This is a genomic window from Leifsonia shinshuensis, from assembly GCF_014217625.1.
GTDB lineage: Bacteria > Actinomycetota > Actinomycetes > Actinomycetales > Microbacteriaceae > Leifsonia > Leifsonia shinshuensis_A.
Genome location: NZ_CP043641.1, coordinates 3,097,465 through 3,114,970, shown reverse-complemented (window position 1 = coordinate 3,114,970; position 17,506 = coordinate 3,097,465). Strand labels below are relative to the sequence as shown.

The following is a 17,506-nucleotide window of genomic DNA, read 5'->3' as shown; positions in this document are numbered from 1 at the left end:
TCCCGTCAGTTGCGCCGCCACTCGTCGGAGCCGAGGTGCGAGCCAGCCTGTGGACCCATCTGCAGCATCCCGCCGTCGACCGTCCACGACGCACCCGTGACGTACGACGCGGCGGGCGAGGCCAGGAACGCGATCACGGCCGCGACCTCCTCCGGTGCGCCCGGACGGCCGAGCGGGACACCCGGGCGGTGCACCTGCCGCGGGTCGACGTCCGCAGCGTCGTTCATGGGCGTCGCGATCTCGCCGGGCGCGACCGCGTTGCAGGTGATGCCGTACTCGCCCAGCTCCAGGGCGAGCGTCTTCAGGAGGCCGCCGAGGCCGTGCTTGGCGGCGTCGTACGCGGCGGACCCGACCCGCGGCTGGTGCTCGTGCACGCTGGTCACGCCGATGATCCGGCCGCCGCGGCCGCCGTCGACCATGCGGCGGGCGATCCGCTGGATGCAGGCGAACGGGCCGTCGAGGTCGGCCAGCAGGGTCGAGCGCCAGGTGTCCCAGTCGGTGTCGAAGAAGGCCGGGCCGCCGTTCACGCCCGCGTTGTTCACGAACACGTCGCAGCCGCCGAGCCGGTCGGCGAGTTCGTCCACGACGTCGGCGCAGGCGGGCGCGTCGGTCGTGTCGAGCCTGGTCACCTCGGCCCTGCGGCCCTCGGCGCGGACCAGGCGCGCGGTCCCGGCCGCGCCCTCCTCGTCGGAGTGCCACGTCACGCCGACGTCCATTCCGGCGCGGGCGAGCGCGACGGCGGTCGCCCTCCCGATGCCGGAGTCGGAGCCGGTCACGATGGCGGTGCGCGGGTCGGTCAGTTCCGGAGGCGGAGTGGGACTCATGCCCGCACCCTGCCCCCGACGCCCACCGACGGCAAGGGGGTGAGGGCTCGCGGCGAGGGGTGTAGGACGTGGACATGACCATCCGCACCGTGCTCTTCGACGTCGACGGCACCCTCGTCGACTCGAACTACCTCCACATCGACGCCTGGCAGCGCGCATTCGCCGAGTTGGGCGCACCCGTCGACGCATGGCGCATCCACCGGGCGCTCGGCCGGGACTCCGGGCAGCTCCTGCACGAGGTCGCGGGAGAGCGCGACGACGAGTGGAACGACCGCGCCAGAGCGCTCCACGCGCAGCACCTCCAGGAGCTCGCACCGCGGCTGCGCGCGTTCGGCGGGGCCGCCGACCTGCTGCGTGCGGTCGCGGACCGCGGCATCCGGGTCGTGCTCGCGACCTCCGCCGCCGAGGACGAGCTGGCGATGCTGCGGCGGGCGATCGACGCCGACGACGCGGTGCACGCCTCCACCTCGGCCGACGACGTGGACGAGGCCAAGCCCGACCCCGGCATCCTGCAGATCGCTCTGAGCCGCGCTGACGCGACGGCAGCGGAAGCGCTCGTCGTCGGCGACTCGGTGTGGGACATGACCGCGGCGGGGCGGGCGCAGATCCGTTCGGTCGGCGTGCTCTGCGGCGGGGTGGGGGCGGCCGAGCTCACGGAGGCCGGGGCGCAGGAGGTCTTCGACGGACCCGCGGCGCTGCTGGAGGCCCTCGACCGGCTGCTGTGAGCCCTGCCGCCGCCGCGCCTCAGTCCGGCAGCTCCCGCAGCGCGCTCGTGCGCTCCCCCGGCCGGTCGCCGGTGTTCACGGTGCCCTTCGGCTCGAACATCACGACGAGCGCCTCGTCCTCCGCGAACGGGCAGTGCTCGGCGCCCTTCGGGACCACGAACACGTCGTGCGGCCCCAGCTCCACCTCCCGGTCGCGGAGCTGGATGGTGAGCCGGCCGGAGATCACGAGGAACAGCTCGTCGGTGTCCGGGTGGGAGTGCCAGATGAACGAGCCCTGGAGGCGCGCGACCTTCACGTCGTAGTCGTTCACGCTGGTCAGGCGGTGCGGCTGCCAGGGTTCGGGGACGAGCGCGAAGGCCGCGTCGATGTTGTGGACGCCTTCGTTCGGCTGTGTGCTCATGGCGCCCAGCGTAGGCAGCGCATCTTGCCAAGCACAGCCCCCGGGGCGTTTGATGCTCAGTGAGCGTCCACCGACGGAAGGATGACCATGTCCGCCAGCGAACTCGAGATGTCGAGCGTCCGCTACCCGTACCGGGGGCGCATCTTCCACGTGGAGAAGAAGGCGCCGGGCGAGTGGGTGGTGCTCGACGAGACGCACGCAGAGCTTGGACGCCTGGTGCGCGTCTCGGCCGAGGGCGAGGAGCACGAGCCGGTGTTCGGCGCCGTCCCGATCGGTTACGTGGAGACCCTGCACGAGGGCTCGGACTGGAAGTTCCTGGTGGCGTCGCTGATCAACGAGGCGCTCGACGAGGAGCCGGCCGCGACGGGCAACCAGGGGCAGGCGTAGGCCCCCGCCGATTTATGACGCCGGGCCCGGCCGCCTGAGGTCCGGCGCAGAGGGGCGGGCTACGATACCCGCAATGAACGCAGCGCTGCGCACGACGCTCGGCTGGGTGGCCGCGGTGCTGCTCAACCTCGGTGCCGTGCTGTTCGTGATCGGGCTGATCCTGCCCCGCTCCGGCGATACGTCGATCCTGCAGGTGGGGATCTGGATGCTCGTGATCGGGGCGGTCGTCGGCGGGGTGTGGCTGTACGCGAGCCGGGGGACACGGAAAGGCTGAGTCCGGGCGCGGCCCGTGGAGACGTAGAGCGGCCCCGCCCGGATGACGGAGGGCGGGGCCGCAGTCTGAATGGCCGGATTACTCGCGGCGCTGGATCACTCGCGGCACTATCACTCGTCTGGCGGCTCGGTGTTCTGCACCAGGTCCGGGTTGGACGGCTGCTCGGTCGGGTCGAAGTCCGCGGGCGGCGGCTCGGCGCCGTCGGAGCCGTGCGAGGCCGGACCCTGGGTGTCCTGGGTGGTAACGTCCTCGGCGCCCTCCGGAGCGACGCCGGTCTGGTGCGCGCCGGAGACGTCGCCGCCCTGGCCGGGGTCGTCCTCGTCGGGTTCGGCGGACTGGGCGTCGCGGTCGGCGCTCTGAGCTCCCGCGCCGCCTTCGAACCGATCCGGGTCGTCCTCGGCCGGCACGCCCAGGTCGTCCGCGTTGGGGAGTCCGCTCGTATCGCTCATGGCTTGCCCTCCTCGCTGTACGACGTCGCGGAGTCGTCGTCCTCGTTCATCGGCCGGTCGGGATCGAGGTCCGCGATCACGTCCTGGATCACGTTGTGGTCGGCTGTGGGGGTGGCGGCGCCGCCGTCGTCGCCCTCCAGGTCGCCGGCGAGCCCGTTGGTCGGGTCGTGCCCGGTGACCGCATCCTTGTCGTCGCGCTGGTCGCTCATAGTGCCAACGCAACGCCGACCCCCCTGCGTCCGCAAGGGGTTCATCGTCGCCGAAAGGGGCGTACGCTACCGGTTCACTGCGGCCACCAGCTGGTCCAGCTGCTCCGCGGTGACCGGGCTGCCCGGGAACGACGCCGCCCGCACCAGCGGGATGGACTCCGCCATCCGGCGCAGGTCGGGGTCGTTGAGCATGGCGCCCATCCCCTCTGCCTCCGCGCTCTGGGCCAGCGCCGACATCAGGATGGGGCCGCCGACCGGGTGGCTCAGCCACTCGCCGAGCGTGGAGTCGGCCGTGAGCGGGGCCGAGCGGCCGTCACCGGCCAGCGTCACCACGGCCGAACCGCGCAGGTCGCGGGACGACGCCCCGACCTCCACGACGTAGTCGCCGGCCTCCACGGTCCAGCCGTCGAGTTCGGTGTCGAAGTAGGCGAGGTCCTCGGCGGGGAGGTCGATCACGACCGCCTCGGTGGCGCCCGACGCGACGGCGACGTTGGCGAAGCCCTTCAGCTCGCGCACCGGCCGCTGCACCCGTGAGGCAGGGACGGACACGTAGACCTGCACGACCTCCCGGCCGTCGCGGTCGCCCGTGTTGGCGACCTCCACCGTCACCCGGATGCCGTCGTCCGTCGCGGTCGCCGTCGGCGCACCGAACGCGAACGTCGTATAGGACAGGCCGTGGCCGAACGGGAAGGAGACGGCCGCGTCGCGCGCGTCGACGTCTCGGTAGCCGACGAACAGGCCCTCGCCGTAGCGCACGTGACCCTTCTCGCCGGGGAAGTTGAGGTACGAGGCGGTGTCCTCCAGGCGCACCGGGATGGTCTCCGCGAGCCGGCCGGACGGGTTGACCACCCCGAACAGCACGTCCGCGATCGCGCCGCCGCCGGCCTGGCCGAGCAGCCAGCCCTCCACGATGGCGGGAACGCGGTCGGCCCAGCCGGAGACACGCACGACGCCGCCGTTGGAGAGCACGACCGTGACGCGCGGATTCGCGGCGATGACGGCCTCCAGCAGCGCGGTCTGCGCGGCCGGGAGCTCGAGGTGCTCGCGGTCGAAGCCCTCCGACTCGTCCTCGCCCGGCAGGCCGAGGAACACCACGACGTCGTCGGCGCCGGCCGCGACCCCGACGGCCTCGGCTGTCAGTGCGACCTCGTCCGCGTCGGCGCCCAGCGTGTAGCCCGGGGCGAAGACCACGGTCGCGTCGCCCGAGAGCGCGTGCAGCTCGTCGAGCGCGTTGTCCAGCCGGGTCGGGACGATCTGGGAGGAGCCGGCGCCCTGGTAGCGCGGGGTGCGGGCGAACTCGCCGACGACGGCGATCGTGCGGCCGGCGTCGGTGGAGAGCGGGAGTACGCCCTCGTTCTTGAGCAGTACGACGCTGCGGCCGGCGACCTCCCTGGCGAGCGCGTGGTGCGCCTCCGCGTCGTAGGTCGCGCCGGCGTCGGCTCCGGCGAGCGCCTTCCCGACCAGGTCGATCACCCGGTCCGCCGCGGTGTCGAGCACGGACTCCGCCAGGTCGCCGCTGCGCACGGCGGCGACGAGCTGCGCGTCGGTGACGCCGCCGCTCGACGGCATCTCCAGGTCGAGTCCGGCCACGAGCGCGCTGACCCGGTCGTTGACCGCGCCCCAGTCGGAGACGACGAGGCCGTCGAAGCCCCACTCGTCGCGGAGGACGGAGGTGAGCAGCCACGGGTCCTCGGACGCGTAGACGCCGTTGATGCGGTTGTAGGAGCACATGACGGTCCACGGCTGGGCGTGCGTCACGACATGCTGGAAGCCGCGGAGATAGATCTCGCGCAGCGGCCGCTCGTCCACGTCGGCGCTCACGCGCAGCCGGTCGGTCTCCTGGTTGTTGGCGGCGAAGTGCTTCAGCGAGGCTCCGACGCCCTGCGACTGGAGGCCGCGCACGAGCGCCGAGCCGAGCCGCCCGGACACGATCGGGTCCTCGGACAGGTACTCGAAGTTGCGCCCGCACAGCGGCGACCGCTTGATGTTGATGCCCGGCCCGAGCAGCACGCCGACGCCCTCGGCCTTGGCCTCCTCCCCCAGCGCCGCCCCGACCCGCTCGAGCAGCGCGGCGTCCCAGGACGAGCCGAGCGCGACCGCGGGCGGGAAGCAGGTGGCCGGGACGCTGTCCCCGATGCCGAGATGGTCGCCGCCCTGCGCCTGCTTGCGCACGCCGTGCGGGCCGTCGGTCAGGTAGATGGACGGGATCCCGACGCGCTCGACGCCCTCGGTCTCCCAGAAGCTCCGGCCGCTGGTGAGCGACGCCTTCTCCTCGACGGTGAGTTCGGCTGCGCGGGGCAGGCTGTCGACCATGATTCTCCTTCGATACGGCCGCGGGGTGGGAATACCTTACAGTACTCGGTTTTCCTGAAGGGTCCCCCCGAAACATTCGCAACGAATCGCGACGCTGAAGCGAACGTACATTCGTGACGAATGTCGCGAAAGCGGCCGCGAAAGTCGACATTCGTGACGAATCGCCATTCGGGGGGGGTGAGCGCGCATTCGTGACGAATGTCGCGAAAGCGGCGGCGAAAGCGGACATTCGTGACGAATGTCGGGGCGGAGTCAGGTGATCACAGGCGGCGGATGAGGTCGCGGAGGGCGGTCATGTACTGCGTCGACGCCTGGTACCCCGGGTGCGTCGCCACCTTCACCAGGTACAGCGGCGGCCCGAACTCGTCCGCGCCGCGGTCGATCTCGTTGTCCTTGAACGACGCGTCGGGGAAGCCGAGGTAGTCGGTGCGGCGCCACAGGTTCACCCACGCCACCGACCCGTCGGGCTGGGTCAGCAGCTCCCGCAGGGTGGGCTTGTCGCGGAGGTCGGGGTCGCGGCCTCCCGAGCCCTCGGCCAGGTGGTCCTCGACGACTTGGCGCAGCCACGGGTCGGCCTTCCACAGCGACGGGGCCCGGCTCGGGAGGGTGCCGAGGGCGGCGGGGCCGAAGAGCTCGGGGAAGAACCGCCCGAAGTAGGCGCGGAGTTGCGTGCCGTAGGTGAGCAGGGCGACGTTCTTGAGGCCGTCGGTGGTGTCGGCGCCCAGGGTGAAGATGGTGGAGACCGCGAGCACGGCCCCCAGGCTGTGGGCGCTCACGACGACCTTGCGGCGCTGGCGCGTGGTCAGCGCCCGCAGTTCGTCGCGGGCGCGCTCCTCGGCCGTGCGGCGGTCGCCGACCGTTCCCGCGCCCGCGGCGATGTCGGCCTCCAACCAGGCGACGATGCGGTCGCGCAGCTCCGGGATGACGCGCTCGGCGTAGCAGGGCGGCCCGAACGGGTGGCCGGCGCGTGGGAGGAAGCACATCAGGTCCCACATCACGCCGATGGGGCGCTCCTTCGTGGTCAGCGCGTTCTCGGCGATCGTCACGACGGCGGCGACCGAGATCAGGCCGAGGGCGGGCAGGGCCAGGTCGAGCAGGGCCGGGCGCAGCGGCTGCGGGAGGGCGATGGCCACGATGACGCCCAGAGCCAGCAGCGCGGCCAGGAGGCCGAGCACGGGCTCACCGCGGTGGAACAGCGCCGCCGACCGGCGGGCGTTCAGCATCCGGAAGTCCAGTTTGCCCGCCGACTTCACCTGCGGCACCCGCCCGTCGCGGTAGTTGTGCAGCGGCTCGCGGAGCGCCCGGCCGCCGACCGTCTCCGGCGTGGTCAGGCGCGGTGTCGTGCGCATCCGCAGCAGCGCGACGACGAGCACGAAGAGCACGAGCACGACGGCGAGCACCGGCACCGTCCCGCCGAAGTTGCGGTACGCCACCGGGGTGGTCAGCCCGCCGGGGGTGAGCGGGCAGATCGGGGTCGGGCCGCCGGAGGACGCGAGCGCGCACTGCGTGCCGAGCACGAGGAGGGTCGAGAGCAGCATGGCGGCGCCGAGGGAGAGCAGCATGATCACGCCGGGGCCGGTGCCGCGCCAACCCTGGTAGGCGAAGCTGCGGCGGCGGCCCATCGGCCAGAAGATCACCAGCGCGGCGAGCAGCACGGCGGCCAGAGCGGCCAGCAGGTACGCGGCCGTGGTGAGCGGCGCGAGCCGGAGGTCTTTCGGGGTCGACACGACGGCCACCAGCAGCGAGACGCCGCCGACGACCACTACGACCACGGACAGCCAGCGCGGCACACCCCGGCGCCAGCCGAGCGCCGAGAGGGCGATGGCGAGGAGCACGCCGAGGATGATGGAGGGCGCGATCACGAGCCCCAGGAAGGACGGCGCGTGCTCGGCGGCCGCCCCGGAGGGCACCGCGACGGGCAGCGCCACGGCGACCGCGACCGCGGCGTACACGACGATCGCGGCCAGCAGCATCCACCCGGCCACGGCCTCCCTCCGCCGCAGCTTCAGCCGGATGATCGTGTGCCGGCGGGCGTCGCGCACGTCGGACGCGACGCCCGCCATCGACCGCTCGGCGCGTCCGCGGACCGTGGTGTCCACGTTCCGCACGACGAGGGCGACGACCGCGACCAGTCCCACCGCGGCGAGCGCCGCGCCGAGCGTCAGCCACCAGCGCGACAGCAACGGTGTGCTCGCCGGGTCGAGGCATTCCGGCGGGAGGTCGACACCGGCGGGCGCGCACGACCAGAACACGCCGTCCCAGCCGACCAGCAGCGCCATCAGGAAGAAGGCGGCCGCCGTGTGCAGCAGCTCGCTCGGCGCCTTCACCCGGGTGATCCCCCAGAACCCGTCGGTCGCGAGCGGGCGGCGCGGGGTGGCGGCCTGGCCCTCGGTCACGCCGCTGAGGTCGCTGGCCGTGCGGATCTTCGCGACGGTGCCGAAGATCCCGGCCTCGTACCGGGTGCGCGCCTGGTGCGAGACGAAGAACAGCAGCAGCACGCCCGCGATGGGGACGAGCGAGAGGAGGGCGACCCGGATGCCGCGGTGGTCGAGCCCGGGCGAGGTGAAGAACGCGGTCACCCAGCCGGGCAGGGCCGGACAGAGGGACGGGTGGGCGAGGCACTGGGTCCCGATCAGGTCCAGGCTCACCGACGCCAGCGCGCACACATAGAGCAGGGTGAGGCCGAGCGCGAACACGCGCAGCGATGCGGCGCCGCGGCCGGCCTGCCACTCGCCGGTGCGCGGCTGGTCCGGGATGCGGCGCGTCCAGTACGCCGTGTTGCACAGGCCGAAGGGCAGGATGAGGAGCCATGCGAGCTGCACGAAGAACTGGCCGATCGCGACGAGCGCTCCGCCGCCGTAGCGGGCCAGCATCCCCCACGAGTAGCCCTCGCGCCGGATGACGGTCGGCGGCGTCGCCGGGTCGGACGGATCGGGAGGGTCGACGGTCGGGACGTAGAAGCCGCCGTTCTCGTCCGCCTGGTCCGGGCGCACGTCGCCCGGCGCGACGCCGAGCATCTCCGCCGGCGGCGTGTTCTTGATGCCGTGGATCCTCAGTTCGAGGACGGTCGGCCCGCGCGTGGCGAAGACCGAAGGCGACCGCGCCATGGCCGAACTGTAGCGGGGGGCGGACCGGGGCGTCTACAGGGCGTGCACGCCTGTGCAGGCCTGTTCAGGCCTCTGGTCGCGCGGGCCGGGACAGCGTAATCTCCTCGCTATGAGCAACCCTGAAGAGCCCACCGGCGACGCCCGCGAGAACCTCGAGGGCAGCTACACCGAGTCCGACGACGAAGGACCGCACGAGCGCACGGTCCACGGTCAGTACACCGAGACCGAGGAGAACCCCGGCCCGGAGAGCGACGTCGAAGGGTCGTACACCGACGTCGAGGAGCCCGCGGACGCCCCCGAGGGCGACTACACCGAGGGCGACTACCGCGAGCCCTGAGCTCCGGCGGCCGCGCCCGTCACCGTAGCCGGGTCAGGCGTAGCGCTTGCGCGCCTTCTCTGCTTGCTTCTTCGCCTGCTTGCGCGCCTTCTTGACGTCCGGGTTGTTCCAGAACGCGGTCACCGACTCGACGATCTGGTCGTAGCGCTCCCGGCCCGCCCGCGCGCCCAAGAGGTAGGCCGTGGCGATGACGAGGAGCACGAAAAAGGTCTTGGGTCGCATGCCGCGACGATAGCCCCCGGCACGGCCGCTGGGAAGGGCCGTCCGCTCAGACGTCCGCGTGCTCGCGCGGGCGGAGCATCCGGCTCAGCACGATGTGCAGCGGCTGCGACAGGAACAGGATGAACAGCCAGAACATCCCGACGCGCGGCACGAGCACCGCGAGTACGAGTGCGACGGCGAGCAGGATGACGAACGTCCAGCCGCGGAGCAGGTCGGAGTGCGCCCGGCCCTCCTCCGACAGCAGCCCCGGCGTGCGGACGATCAGTATCTCCATGAGCTGCATCGCGATCGTGGTCAGCAGCAGGTCGCCGATGTAGAGCGCGTACACCTCCGGCTTGGCGTTCGGGCTGTCCGAGAGCACGTTTGCGGTGAACGGCATGAAGACGATGGAGGCCAGCCAGAGCATGTTGAGCCAGAGCAGGCCGTTCGTGTAGCCCTCGATCCAGCCGAACACCTGGTGATGCACCATCCAGAGCCGGGCGATGACGACGAACGAGATGGCGAAGGCGATGAGCTGCCAGAAGTTGTCCTGGAAGTAGTGGCCGATGCCCTCCCTCGCCACCTCGGAGCTGGAGTCGACCAGCGGCAGGATCAGCAGCGTGATCGCGATCGCGACCACCGCGTCGGAGAAGTTGACCAACCGGTCGAATCCCCGCGTCCGAACCTGCGCCATACGCACATCATGCCCGAGTTCGGGCCGGATCGGTCAGACTGAGGGGATGCCGCATCTCAACACCGGACCGGGCGAGTACGACCTCACTGCGAGCGCGCTGATCCTGCGCGAGCTCGACGGGCGCACCCACGTTCTCGTGCACCGCCACCGCAAGCGCGGGCTGCTCATGCAGCCGGGCGGCCACGTCGAGCGCGCGGAGGATCCGTGGGCGGCCGTCGCGCACGAGCTCCGCGAGGAGTCCGGCTACGACCTGGAGCAGCTGCAGCTCCTCCAGCCGGCGCACCGGATCGAGCGCGCGGAGGGGATCGCGGTGCTGCCGACGCCCCTGTGCGTGGACGTGCATCCGATCACCGACGACCACGCGCACACCGACATCGTCTACGCGTTCGTCGCGACGACCGACCCGGCGGGGACCCCGGGCGAGGACGAGTCGCAGGAGCTGTACTGGCTGCCGGTGGACGAGCTGGACGGCCCGCAGGCTCCGGGCGAGCTCGCGCCGGGGCTCGCGGAGGTCGTCCGCTACGCCAGCGACGCGATGAAGTCCTCGATGCTCGTGACGGTCACGCCGCCGCGGGCGAACACCTTCGCGGTGAGCACCTGGTGGACCTCTGGGTCGGAGTCCCAGCAGCCGTCCTCCAGCACGACCAGCCGGTAGTCCTCGTCGGAGGCGTCGCGCACGGTCGACAGGACCACGCCGCTCGTGGCGACGCCGGCGAGCACGAGGGTGTCGACGCCGCGGGCGTCGAGCTGCTCCTGCAGGTCGGTGGTGCTGAACGCGCCGACGCGCTTCTTGCGCACGACGATCTCGCCCTCCGCGGGGGCGATGCGCGGGTCGATCTGCGTCTCGGGACGGCTCGCGTCCAGGCGCTCCGCCGCGCCCGCGAACCGGGAGCGCGACGGGATGGCGGCGGCCTCCTCCGCGGTGACCGCGACGCGCACATAGCCGACGGTCATTCCGGCCTCGCGCGCGGCCTCCCGTGCCCGCAGCAGCCCGGCGAGGAAGTCGTCGGAGTCGGGCATGCGGGCGAGGATGCCCGGCTGGAGGTCCATGAGCAGGAGGGCGGCCGTTGCGGGATTCAGAGCTAGATCGTTCACATGGTTAAACTACTTCGCCCGCGCCTTGTTGTTGCGTGCGTCGTGCGTGAGCTCGATCAGGCCGAGCTGCTCCAGCAGCGGCGGGAGGTACATCCCGAACCGGCCGCGGTAGCCCTTGCGCAGCCCGTACCAGCCGCCGACTGGGTTGACCGGGTCGCGGCCCCAGGCCTCGATCGTCCCGGCGACCACCGGCTTGTTCTCGTCGGCCGCGCCGAGCGGCACCCAGTCGCCCTGCGCGCGCAGCCACTCCGCGAGGTCGTCGATGGCGCTCGCCCGGTAGCTCAGTCGGGTCGAGCCGACCTGGCAGACCAGCGCGGGCGGGTCGGCCTCCTCGTCCCGGTACATCGTGTACTCCGAGGTGCCCGGCGCCGTGGTCAGCCGCCACGGATCGTCCTTCGTGCCTGCGCTCATGGTTCCTCCTGTCGTCGCCGACGTGTCTCTGCGAGAAGTCTGGACCCGCTCAATCGCAGGCCACCAGTACCGCGTCGCTCACGTCGCTGAGGTGGCGGAGGGCGCGGCGGCGCTCGTCGGCCGTGTTGGTCAGGTAGGCGAGCACGATGTCCCGCACCGGATCGGCCCACACGTTGCAGATGCTGCTGCCGTTGTGCCCGAACGTGCGCGGATCGGCCCGGGAGCCGGTCGGCCGGGCCAGCCCGATCGGGCCGCCGAGCTGGAAGCCGTGTGCCCAGCGCACCGGGTGGCCCATGATCCGGTCCGGCTCGCCGTCGCTGGAGACGGCGCGCGCCGCGGCGATGGTCTCGGGCCGGAGGACGCCCTCCCCGCCCGCGAGCAGCAGATGGTAGAACTCGGCCAGTTCGCGCCCGTTGGTGCTTACGGCCGCAGCCGGGACCGGCACCGCGCGGGTGCGCGGGCGGTTGAAGAGGAGGGTCCTCGCGCGCTCGGGGGCGCTCAGTGCGCGCAACGGCACCCCCCGGCCCGCCGAGGCGTCAGGGAGGCCGAGGGTCGTCTCGGTCAGCCCGGCCGGCCGCAGCAGGTTCTCGGCGATGAAGCGCTCGGCCGGCATCCCGCTGACGCGACGCACCAGCTCGCCGAGGATGAAGCCGAAGCTCAGCACGTGGTAGCCCACGACTTCACCCGCGGCCCAGCGCGGACGCGCGTCCTCCGCCGCCGCGACGGACCTCCGCGGGTCGGTCATGCGCACCGTGTCGCCCAGCAGGTTCCCGGTCGAGTACGGCACACCCGCGCGGTGCGAGAGCACGTGCCGGATGGTGATGTCGGACTTGCCGCCGCGCGCGTAGGCGGGCCAGTGCGCGGCGACCGGGTCGTCGAGGCGCAGCATCCCCCGCTCGGCCAGCAGGTGCACGGCGAGCGCGACGAAGGGCTTGCTCACCGAGAACGTGTAGAACAGAGCGTCGGGCCCGCAACCGGTCCGGCGGTCGAGGACGACCTCCCCGCCCTGGATGACGGTGAGCCACGATGCGCCCCCGCGGGCGTCCACGAGATCGAGGACGCGGCGGAAGTCAGGCATGACCGCATCATCGCCTGCGGCGGAGAGGCGTGCAAGGAGCGGATTCCGGCGCCGGCCGAACACTTGCAATCGTCATCTGCCTACTGTATACAGAATACAGATCGTTCGAAGCGACACCCGATCGCACGACAACCAGCAGCACCACCCACAGCAGAGACTCTCAAGGAACGAGGTACTCATGTCTCGCGTCGACTCAAAGGTGAGAAGGGCGCTGGCCATCACGGCGGCAGCCGCATTGGCCCTCGGACTCGCCGCCTGCTCCGGCAACGGCGGATCCGGCACCAAGACCGTGGTCTGGTCCACCTGGGGAACCCCCGAGGAACTCACCAGGTACAAGGACTTCGACACCCAGTTCATGAAGCAGCACCCCGACATCAAGGTGGTGCTCCAGCCGGTCGCCGACTACGGCGACTACCACACCAAGCTGCTCGCGCAGTTGGCCTCCGGCACCGCTCCTGACGTCTTCTACATCGGGGACGACAAGATCGGCCAGTTCGTCAACTCCAAGGCGCTGCTTCCGCTGAACTCCCTGATGAACTCCTCGGCCAGCAAGACTAAGCCCGCCGACTTCGCACAGGGCCTGTTCGGCGCGACGAAGAAGGGCGACGAGCTCTACGCGGCGCCCAACGACTCCAACCCCGACGCCCTCTGGTACGACCAGGCCGCCCTCAAGAAGGCCGGCGTCACCGAGGACCCGGCGAAGCTCGCCTCCGAAGGCAAGTGGACGACCGCGGCCTTCCTCGACATGAACCAGAAGCTGCACAAGGCCGGGCTGACCGGCTCGATGTTCTGGAACTACTGGTCCACCCACTACGGCTGGATCTCGTCGCAGGGCGGGAAGGCCTTCGACGAGAGCGGGAAGTTCGTCGCGAACACCGACCCGACCAGCGTCAAGGCGATGGACGTGCTGGCCAAGAACTTCCAGAACGGCACGTTCGTCGTCGCTGACACCCTCCCGGAGGGCGCGGGCGCCGACAGCGTCTTCGTCACCCACAAGGCCGGCTTCTTCGTGCAGGGCCGCTACACCATCGGCACCGTGAAGGCGGCGGGCGACCCGGAGAACTACGACGTCGCGCCGTGGCCGACGCCCTCCGGCAAGGCCGCCCCGACCGGCGTCGCGGTCAGCTACCTCGCGATCAACGCCAAGACGAAGAACCAGGACGCGGCGTTCACCTTCTGGACGAACTTCCTCTCCGCCGAGGGCCAGACCTTCCGCCTGAAGGGCGGCGGCAACGCGGTCCCGTCCATCAAGGGCGCCGACTCGGTCGTCCTCGACGGCTACCCGGCCCACGCGCAGACGCTGCTCGACATGCGCGACATCGGCTTCGAGGACCCGACCACCGAGGCGTCCGTCCCCGGCCTCTCCAGCGACATCAGCGACAAGATGCTGGCGCTGTATCAGGGCAAGGAGTCCACGCAGGCCACGCTCGACGACGTCGCGAAGATGATCGCCGACAAGACCGGCGGCAAGTGAGGCGACGAACGTGAGCGCAGTGGGTCAGCAGGCCGTCGCCGAAACAGCAGTCGTCACCGAGGCCGACGTCCCTCCCACGACGCCGGGCGGGCTCCGCAAGGAGTCCGCCTGGCGGCGTCGCGACCGGCGCTGGGGCTACGTCTTCGTGGGGCCGCAGCTGCTCGGGATGGCGCTCTTCGTGGTCGTCCCGTTCGTGGCGAGCATGGTGCTCGCCTTCGCGCACTGGGACGGCCTCAACGACCTGAGCTGGGTCGGCTTCGACAATTTCAAGACGGAGCTGTCCGACCCGCTGTTCGGGAGGGCCATCCTCAACACCCTGCTGATCGCGATCATCACGGTGCCGATCGGTCTCGGCCTCGCGGTGGTGCTCGCCGTCGCGCTGGAGCGTCTGAAGACCCGGACGCTCTACCTCATCCTCTTCTTCGCGCCGGTCGTCACCTCCTCCGTCGCGGTCGCCATGATCTGGCAGCAGCTGTTCCGCAAGGACGGCGTGATCAGCGGCTTCATCGCCTCCGTCTTCCACATCGCGCCGCCGGACTGGCTCGGCGACCCGCACCTGGCCCTGCTCGCGGTCTGCATCGTGACCATCTGGTCGTCGGTGGGCCTCAACGTGATCATCTTCCTGGCCGGCCTCCAGAACATCTCGCCCGCGGTCATCGAGGCCGCACGGCTCGACGGCGCCGGAGCGCTCACCCTGTTCTTCCGGGTGCGGCTGCCGCTGCTGTCGCCGATCATCTTCTTCTCGACGGTCATCGCGTTCATCAGCTCGCTGCAGACCTTCGACACCGTCTTCATCCTCACGGCGAACGCCGGTCCGGACAACGCGACCCGGACGATCGTCTACCACATCTACGACCTGGGCTTCGGGAAGTTCCAGTTCGGTCCCGCGAGCGCGGCCTCCATCATCCTGCTGATCATCACGCTGATCATCACGGGCATCCAGTTCACCGCGCAGAAGAAGTTCGTCCACTACGAGGATGGTGCAGCATGACCACCGCAGAGCTCCGGACGCCCACCCCGACGGCGGCCCCCGAGTCGCGCGCCCCGCGCAGCGGCCGTGGCGCCGCTCGCACCCGCAAGGCGGTCCTCCACCTCGTGCTGCTCGCCGGCGGGATCGCGATGGTGTTCCCGTTCGTCTGGACGCTGATCACGTCGTTCAAGTCGCTGCCGCAGCTGCTGAACGACCCGCTGAGCTTCTGGCCGCAGCCCTTCACGCTGCAGAACTATGTGGACGCCTGGAACGACGTGCCGTTCGGCACCGCGTACTGGAACACGATCTACATCGCCGTGCTCGTCGTCGCCGGCACGCTCGTCACCGCCGCGATGGCCGGGTACGCCTTCGCGCGCATCCCGTTCCGCGGCAGCCGGGTGCTGTTCGTCGTCTTCCTGGCGACGCAGATGATCCCGATGCAGGTCACGCTCATCCCGTTCTACTTCCTGATGGCGAAGCTCGGCTGGGTCGACTCGCACCTCGCGCTCATCGTGCCCGCCGCGCTCGCCAACCCGTTCGCGGTGTTCCTGATGCGCCAGTTCGTGCTGTCACTGCCGAAGGAGCTGGAGGAGGCCGCGATCGTCGACGGCGCCGGCCGCTGGCGGATCTTCTGGAGCATCATCCTCCCCAACCTGAAGCCAGGGCTCGGCGCGCTCGCGATCATCGTGGCGCTCAGCACCTGGAACAACTTCCTGCTGCCGTTGGTCATCCTCAACACGCAGGACCTCTTCACGGTGCCGCTGCTGCTGCAGAGCTTCCGCGGCCAGTTCGGGTCGGTCAACTACGGGCTCATCATGGCGGCGTCGGCCATCGCGACCATCCCGATGCTGATCGCGTTCGTGATCGGGCAGCGGCGCATCCTGAACAGCATGGCGGCATCCGGGCTGGGCGGCCGATGAGCGAGGTGCTGTCCGCCGGCGAGTGGGTCTCTCCGTTCCTCGATCTGGTGTCGGCGCCGTTCACTTTGCCGGGGTCGCGCATCCTGGTGTTCCGGGACCGTGAGGCGCCGGACGCGCTGACCGTGCGGCTCGCCGAGTACGAGCGGGATCTGGACGACTGCGTGCTCGTACGGACACTGCGCGTGCTCGACGGCGAGGGACGCGCGCTGCCGGTGTCGTCGGTCCGCCCCGACCGCATCGAGTTCGGCGACGTGACGCTGACGTTCGACGGGCCGTCCGCGCTGAGCGTCGGCGGCGTCGGCCCGTGGACGCTGGAGGCCGACCTCCCGTCCGGCGACGTGCTCCGGCTCTCGTCGGTGGACGGCGCCGTGCGGATCGCCGCCGATGGAGTCTCCGGCGGCGGCGCCCACGACGACGCCCTCGCGGCGACCGCCCGGATCTGGGACGACTGGTTCGCCCGCACCCCCGCCGTCCGCGCCGACCTCGCCGACATGACCGCCTTCTGCTGGTGGGTGCTCGGGGCGAACATCGTCTCGCTGCCCGGCCGCGGCGCGCGTGCGGTCGTGCCGTCCAAGATCGGCTACGTCGGGCTCTGGCAGTGGGACGCCTATTTCATCGCGTCCGGCCTCCGGCACGGCGACCCCGACCTGGCGCGCGAGCAGCTGGAGCTGGCCTTCGGTTTCCCGGGCGCCGATGGGCAGCTGCCGGACGTCGTCCACGACGAGGGCATCCTCGCGTCGAGCGACGACCTGCCGCCCGGCGACCGCGAGAACCTGCGCCGCGCGGGCTCGGCCATCGCGGACCCGACCGCGCCCATCCCGCTGACCAAGCCGCCGCTCGCCGCCTGGGCGCTGCGCCGGCTGGAAGGCTACGTGGACGACCCGGCGTTCTTCGACAGCGCGTGGGAGGCCGTCGCCCGCAGCCAGGACTGGTGGTTCGAGCGCTCCGACCTCGACGGCGACGGGATGCCCGAGTACGGCCACCCCTACTCGTCCGGCCTCGACGACAGCCCGGTCTTCGACGCGGAGCTGCCGGTCGCGTCCCCCGACCTCGCGGCGTACCTCATCCTGCAGGACGACTTGCTGGCCGCGCGGGCACACGCGGTCGGGGACACGGCCGCGGCCGCCCGGCACACGTCGCGCGCCTCCCGCACGCTCGCGCTACTGGAGGCGATGTGGGACGAGGAGGCCGGCTACTTCCGCTCGTCCGGCGACGGCTCCCCCGTCGACGCGGAGACGGCCGTCTCGCTGCTGCCGCTGCTCACCGGACGGCTGCCGGGCCGCTACGTGGCCGGCATCCTCGCCGCCCTGGACGATCCTGACCGCTTCGCGACGACCTGGAGCGTGCCGACCGTGGCGCGCCACGAGCCGTCGTACTCCGACGAGCGGATGTGGCGCGGTCCGGTGTGGGTCAACGTCAACGCACTGCTGGCCGAGGGCCTCGCGGTCTCCGGTCATGCCGACCGGTCGCGCGCACTGGTCGAGGAGACCCTGCGTCTCGTCATGCACGGCGGTGGCCCACACGAGTACTTCAACCCGTCGACCGGCGCCAAGGCGCCGCGCGCGACGACCGCCTTCGGCTGGTCGGCGGCGCTGTTCGTGGACCTGGCGGTGCAGGTCAGCGCCTGAGCGCCGCCAG

Annotated in this window: 19 protein-coding genes and 1 pseudogene; 9 read left to right on the top strand and 11 right to left on the bottom strand. The window is 71.3% G+C overall.

Annotated elements, in window-relative coordinates; all coding sequences use genetic code 11:
• Window positions 1–5: 5 nt before the first annotated feature.
• The gene (locus F1C12_RS15170; RefSeq protein ID WP_185275743.1) at window positions 6–824 is read right to left on the bottom strand and encodes an SDR family oxidoreductase; all 819 of its coding nucleotides are present in this window, start codon (window positions 822–824) and stop codon (window positions 6–8) included.
• Window positions 825–898: 74 nt separating this feature from the next.
• Between F1C12_RS15170 and F1C12_RS15165 the strand changes: the two genes are divergently transcribed.
• Window positions 899–1,549: an HAD family hydrolase gene (locus F1C12_RS15165; protein ID WP_185275742.1), complete on the top strand. Its 651-nt coding sequence runs from the start codon at window positions 899–901 to the stop codon at window positions 1,547–1,549.
• Window positions 1,550–1,568: 19 nt separating this feature from the next.
• Here F1C12_RS15165 and F1C12_RS15160 read toward each other — a convergent pair whose 3' ends face one another.
• The gene (locus F1C12_RS15160) at window positions 1,569–1,949 is read right to left on the bottom strand and encodes a cupin domain-containing protein (RefSeq protein ID WP_185275741.1); all 381 of its coding nucleotides are present in this window, start codon (window positions 1,947–1,949) and stop codon (window positions 1,569–1,571) included.
• A gap of 87 nt (window positions 1,950–2,036) precedes the next feature.
• Between F1C12_RS15160 and F1C12_RS15155 the strand changes: the two genes are divergently transcribed.
• Both F1C12_RS15155 and F1C12_RS15150 read left to right on the top strand, forming a co-directional pair.
• A complete protein-coding gene (locus tag F1C12_RS15155) occupies window positions 2,037–2,336 on the top strand; it encodes a hypothetical protein (RefSeq protein ID WP_185275740.1) in 300 nt (99 codons plus the stop codon).
• Window positions 2,337–2,409: 73 nt separating this feature from the next.
• Complete coding sequence (locus F1C12_RS15150; RefSeq protein WP_185275739.1) at window positions 2,410–2,610, top strand: hypothetical protein; 201 nt, start codon at window positions 2,410–2,412, stop codon at window positions 2,608–2,610.
• 110 nt (window positions 2,611–2,720) lie between these two features.
• On the opposite strand, the gene F1C12_RS15145 is transcribed toward F1C12_RS15150, so the two are convergent.
• From F1C12_RS15145 to F1C12_RS15130, 4 genes are all read right to left on the bottom strand, one after another.
• Window positions 2,721–3,059 (bottom strand): hypothetical protein, encoded by a 339-nt coding sequence (locus tag F1C12_RS15145; protein WP_185275738.1) that lies wholly within the window; start codon window positions 3,057–3,059, stop codon window positions 2,721–2,723.
• Window positions 3,056–3,268 (bottom strand): hypothetical protein, encoded by a 213-nt coding sequence (locus tag F1C12_RS15140; protein ID WP_185275737.1) that lies wholly within the window; start codon window positions 3,266–3,268, stop codon window positions 3,056–3,058. The genes F1C12_RS15145 and F1C12_RS15140 overlap by 4 nt, the downstream gene beginning before the upstream one ends.
• Before the next feature lie 66 nt (window positions 3,269–3,334).
• Window positions 3,335–5,581, bottom strand: a complete 2,247-nt coding sequence (locus tag F1C12_RS15135; protein ID WP_185275736.1) for a glycoside hydrolase family 3 C-terminal domain-containing protein — start codon at window positions 5,579–5,581, stop codon at window positions 3,335–3,337.
• 260 nt (window positions 5,582–5,841) lie between these two features.
• Window positions 5,842–8,688: a hypothetical protein gene (locus tag F1C12_RS15130; protein ID WP_185275735.1), complete on the bottom strand. Its 2,847-nt coding sequence runs from the start codon at window positions 8,686–8,688 to the stop codon at window positions 5,842–5,844.
• Window positions 8,689–8,797: 109 nt separating this feature from the next.
• Between F1C12_RS15130 and F1C12_RS15125 the strand changes: the two genes are divergently transcribed.
• Window positions 8,798–9,025: a hypothetical protein gene (locus F1C12_RS15125; RefSeq protein ID WP_185275734.1), complete on the top strand. Its 228-nt coding sequence runs from the start codon at window positions 8,798–8,800 to the stop codon at window positions 9,023–9,025.
• A 33-nt stretch (window positions 9,026–9,058) separates the two neighbouring features.
• Here F1C12_RS15125 and F1C12_RS15120 read toward each other — a convergent pair whose 3' ends face one another.
• Window positions 9,059–9,247 carry a hypothetical protein gene (locus F1C12_RS15120; protein WP_185275733.1) on the bottom strand — a complete coding sequence of 63 codons (189 nt, stop codon included), beginning with the start codon at window positions 9,245–9,247 and terminating at the stop codon, window positions 9,059–9,061.
• 46 nt (window positions 9,248–9,293) lie between these two features.
• Window positions 9,294–9,920: a TMEM175 family protein gene (locus F1C12_RS15115; protein WP_185275732.1), complete on the bottom strand. Its 627-nt coding sequence runs from the start codon at window positions 9,918–9,920 to the stop codon at window positions 9,294–9,296.
• A 46-nt stretch (window positions 9,921–9,966) separates the two neighbouring features.
• Between F1C12_RS15115 and F1C12_RS22610 the strand changes: the two are divergent.
• Window positions 9,967–10,374 (top strand): annotated as a pseudogene (locus F1C12_RS22610) (NUDIX domain-containing protein); the annotation flags it as partial.
• A 65-nt stretch (window positions 10,375–10,439) separates the two neighbouring features.
• Here the strand turns inward: F1C12_RS22610 and F1C12_RS22740 are convergent.
• From F1C12_RS22740 to F1C12_RS15100, 3 genes are read right to left on the bottom strand one after another with little or no spacing between them, the layout of a single operon-like run.
• Window positions 10,440–11,015, bottom strand: a complete 576-nt coding sequence (locus tag F1C12_RS22740; RefSeq protein WP_258045927.1) for a cysteine hydrolase family protein — start codon at window positions 11,013–11,015, stop codon at window positions 10,440–10,442.
• 9 nt (window positions 11,016–11,024) lie between these two features.
• Window positions 11,025–11,426 carry a DUF6855 family protein gene (locus F1C12_RS15105; RefSeq protein ID WP_185275731.1) on the bottom strand — a complete coding sequence of 134 codons (402 nt, stop codon included), beginning with the start codon at window positions 11,424–11,426 and terminating at the stop codon, window positions 11,025–11,027.
• Between the two features lie 49 nt (window positions 11,427–11,475).
• On the bottom strand, window positions 11,476–12,504 hold the full coding sequence (locus tag F1C12_RS15100; RefSeq protein ID WP_185275730.1) for a serine hydrolase domain-containing protein: 1,029 nt from the start codon (window positions 12,502–12,504) through the stop codon (window positions 11,476–11,478).
• Between the two features lie 178 nt (window positions 12,505–12,682).
• Between F1C12_RS15100 and F1C12_RS15095 the strand changes: the two genes are divergently transcribed.
• Genes F1C12_RS15095 through F1C12_RS15080 form a run of 4 tightly spaced genes read left to right on the top strand, consistent with a single transcriptional unit; the run spans window position 12,683 to window position 17,496 of the window.
• Window positions 12,683–13,978 carry an ABC transporter substrate-binding protein gene (locus F1C12_RS15095; protein ID WP_185275729.1) on the top strand — a complete coding sequence of 432 codons (1,296 nt, stop codon included), beginning with the start codon at window positions 12,683–12,685 and terminating at the stop codon, window positions 13,976–13,978.
• A gap of 10 nt (window positions 13,979–13,988) precedes the next feature.
• Window positions 13,989–14,969, top strand: coding sequence for a carbohydrate ABC transporter permease (locus F1C12_RS15090; RefSeq protein ID WP_258045926.1), 981 nt, complete (start codon window positions 13,989–13,991; stop codon window positions 14,967–14,969).
• On the top strand, window positions 14,966–15,868 hold the full coding sequence (locus tag F1C12_RS15085) for a carbohydrate ABC transporter permease (RefSeq protein WP_185275728.1): 903 nt from the start codon (window positions 14,966–14,968) through the stop codon (window positions 15,866–15,868). Before F1C12_RS15090 ends, F1C12_RS15085 begins: the two co-directional genes overlap by 4 nt.
• Window positions 15,865–17,496: an amylo-alpha-1,6-glucosidase gene (locus F1C12_RS15080; protein WP_185275727.1), complete on the top strand. Its 1,632-nt coding sequence runs from the start codon at window positions 15,865–15,867 to the stop codon at window positions 17,494–17,496. The genes F1C12_RS15085 and F1C12_RS15080 overlap by 4 nt, the downstream gene beginning before the upstream one ends.
• Window positions 17,497–17,506: the final 10 nt, after the last annotated feature.

Bases quoted from the DNA above. Each gene is read 5' to 3' on its own strand.
- F1C12_RS15170 (WP_185275743.1), bottom strand. From the start codon at position 824: ATGAGTCCCACTCCGCCTCCGGAACTGACCGACCCGCGCACCGCCATC.
- F1C12_RS15165 (WP_185275742.1), top strand. From the start codon at position 899: ATGACCATCCGCACCGTGCTCTTCGACGTCGACGGCACCCTCGTCGAC.
- F1C12_RS15160 (WP_185275741.1), bottom strand. From the start codon at position 1,949: ATGAGCACACAGCCGAACGAAGGCGTCCACAACATCGACGCGGCCTTC.
- F1C12_RS15155 (WP_185275740.1), top strand. From the start codon at position 2,037: ATGTCCGCCAGCGAACTCGAGATGTCGAGCGTCCGCTACCCGTACCGG.
- F1C12_RS15150 (WP_185275739.1), top strand. From the start codon at position 2,410: ATGAACGCAGCGCTGCGCACGACGCTCGGCTGGGTGGCCGCGGTGCTG.
- F1C12_RS15145 (WP_185275738.1), bottom strand. From the start codon at position 3,059: ATGAGCGATACGAGCGGACTCCCCAACGCGGACGACCTGGGCGTGCCG.
- F1C12_RS15140 (WP_185275737.1), bottom strand. From the start codon at position 3,268: ATGAGCGACCAGCGCGACGACAAGGATGCGGTCACCGGGCACGACCCG.
- F1C12_RS15135 (WP_185275736.1), bottom strand. From the start codon at position 5,581: ATGGTCGACAGCCTGCCCCGCGCAGCCGAACTCACCGTCGAGGAGAAG.
- F1C12_RS15130 (WP_185275735.1), bottom strand. From the start codon at position 8,688: ATGGCGCGGTCGCCTTCGGTCTTCGCCACGCGCGGGCCGACCGTCCTC.
- F1C12_RS15125 (WP_185275734.1), top strand. From the start codon at position 8,798: ATGAGCAACCCTGAAGAGCCCACCGGCGACGCCCGCGAGAACCTCGAG.
- F1C12_RS15120 (WP_185275733.1), bottom strand. From the start codon at position 9,247: ATGCGACCCAAGACCTTTTTCGTGCTCCTCGTCATCGCCACGGCCTAC.
- F1C12_RS15115 (WP_185275732.1), bottom strand. From the start codon at position 9,920: ATGGCGCAGGTTCGGACGCGGGGATTCGACCGGTTGGTCAACTTCTCC.
- F1C12_RS15105 (WP_185275731.1), bottom strand. From the start codon at position 11,426: ATGAGCGCAGGCACGAAGGACGATCCGTGGCGGCTGACCACGGCGCCG.
- F1C12_RS15100 (WP_185275730.1), bottom strand. From the start codon at position 12,504: ATGCCTGACTTCCGCCGCGTCCTCGATCTCGTGGACGCCCGCGGGGGC.
- F1C12_RS15095 (WP_185275729.1), top strand. From the start codon at position 12,683: ATGTCTCGCGTCGACTCAAAGGTGAGAAGGGCGCTGGCCATCACGGCG.
- F1C12_RS15085 (WP_185275728.1), top strand. From the start codon at position 14,966: ATGACCACCGCAGAGCTCCGGACGCCCACCCCGACGGCGGCCCCCGAG.
- F1C12_RS15080 (WP_185275727.1), top strand. From the start codon at position 15,865: ATGAGCGAGGTGCTGTCCGCCGGCGAGTGGGTCTCTCCGTTCCTCGAT.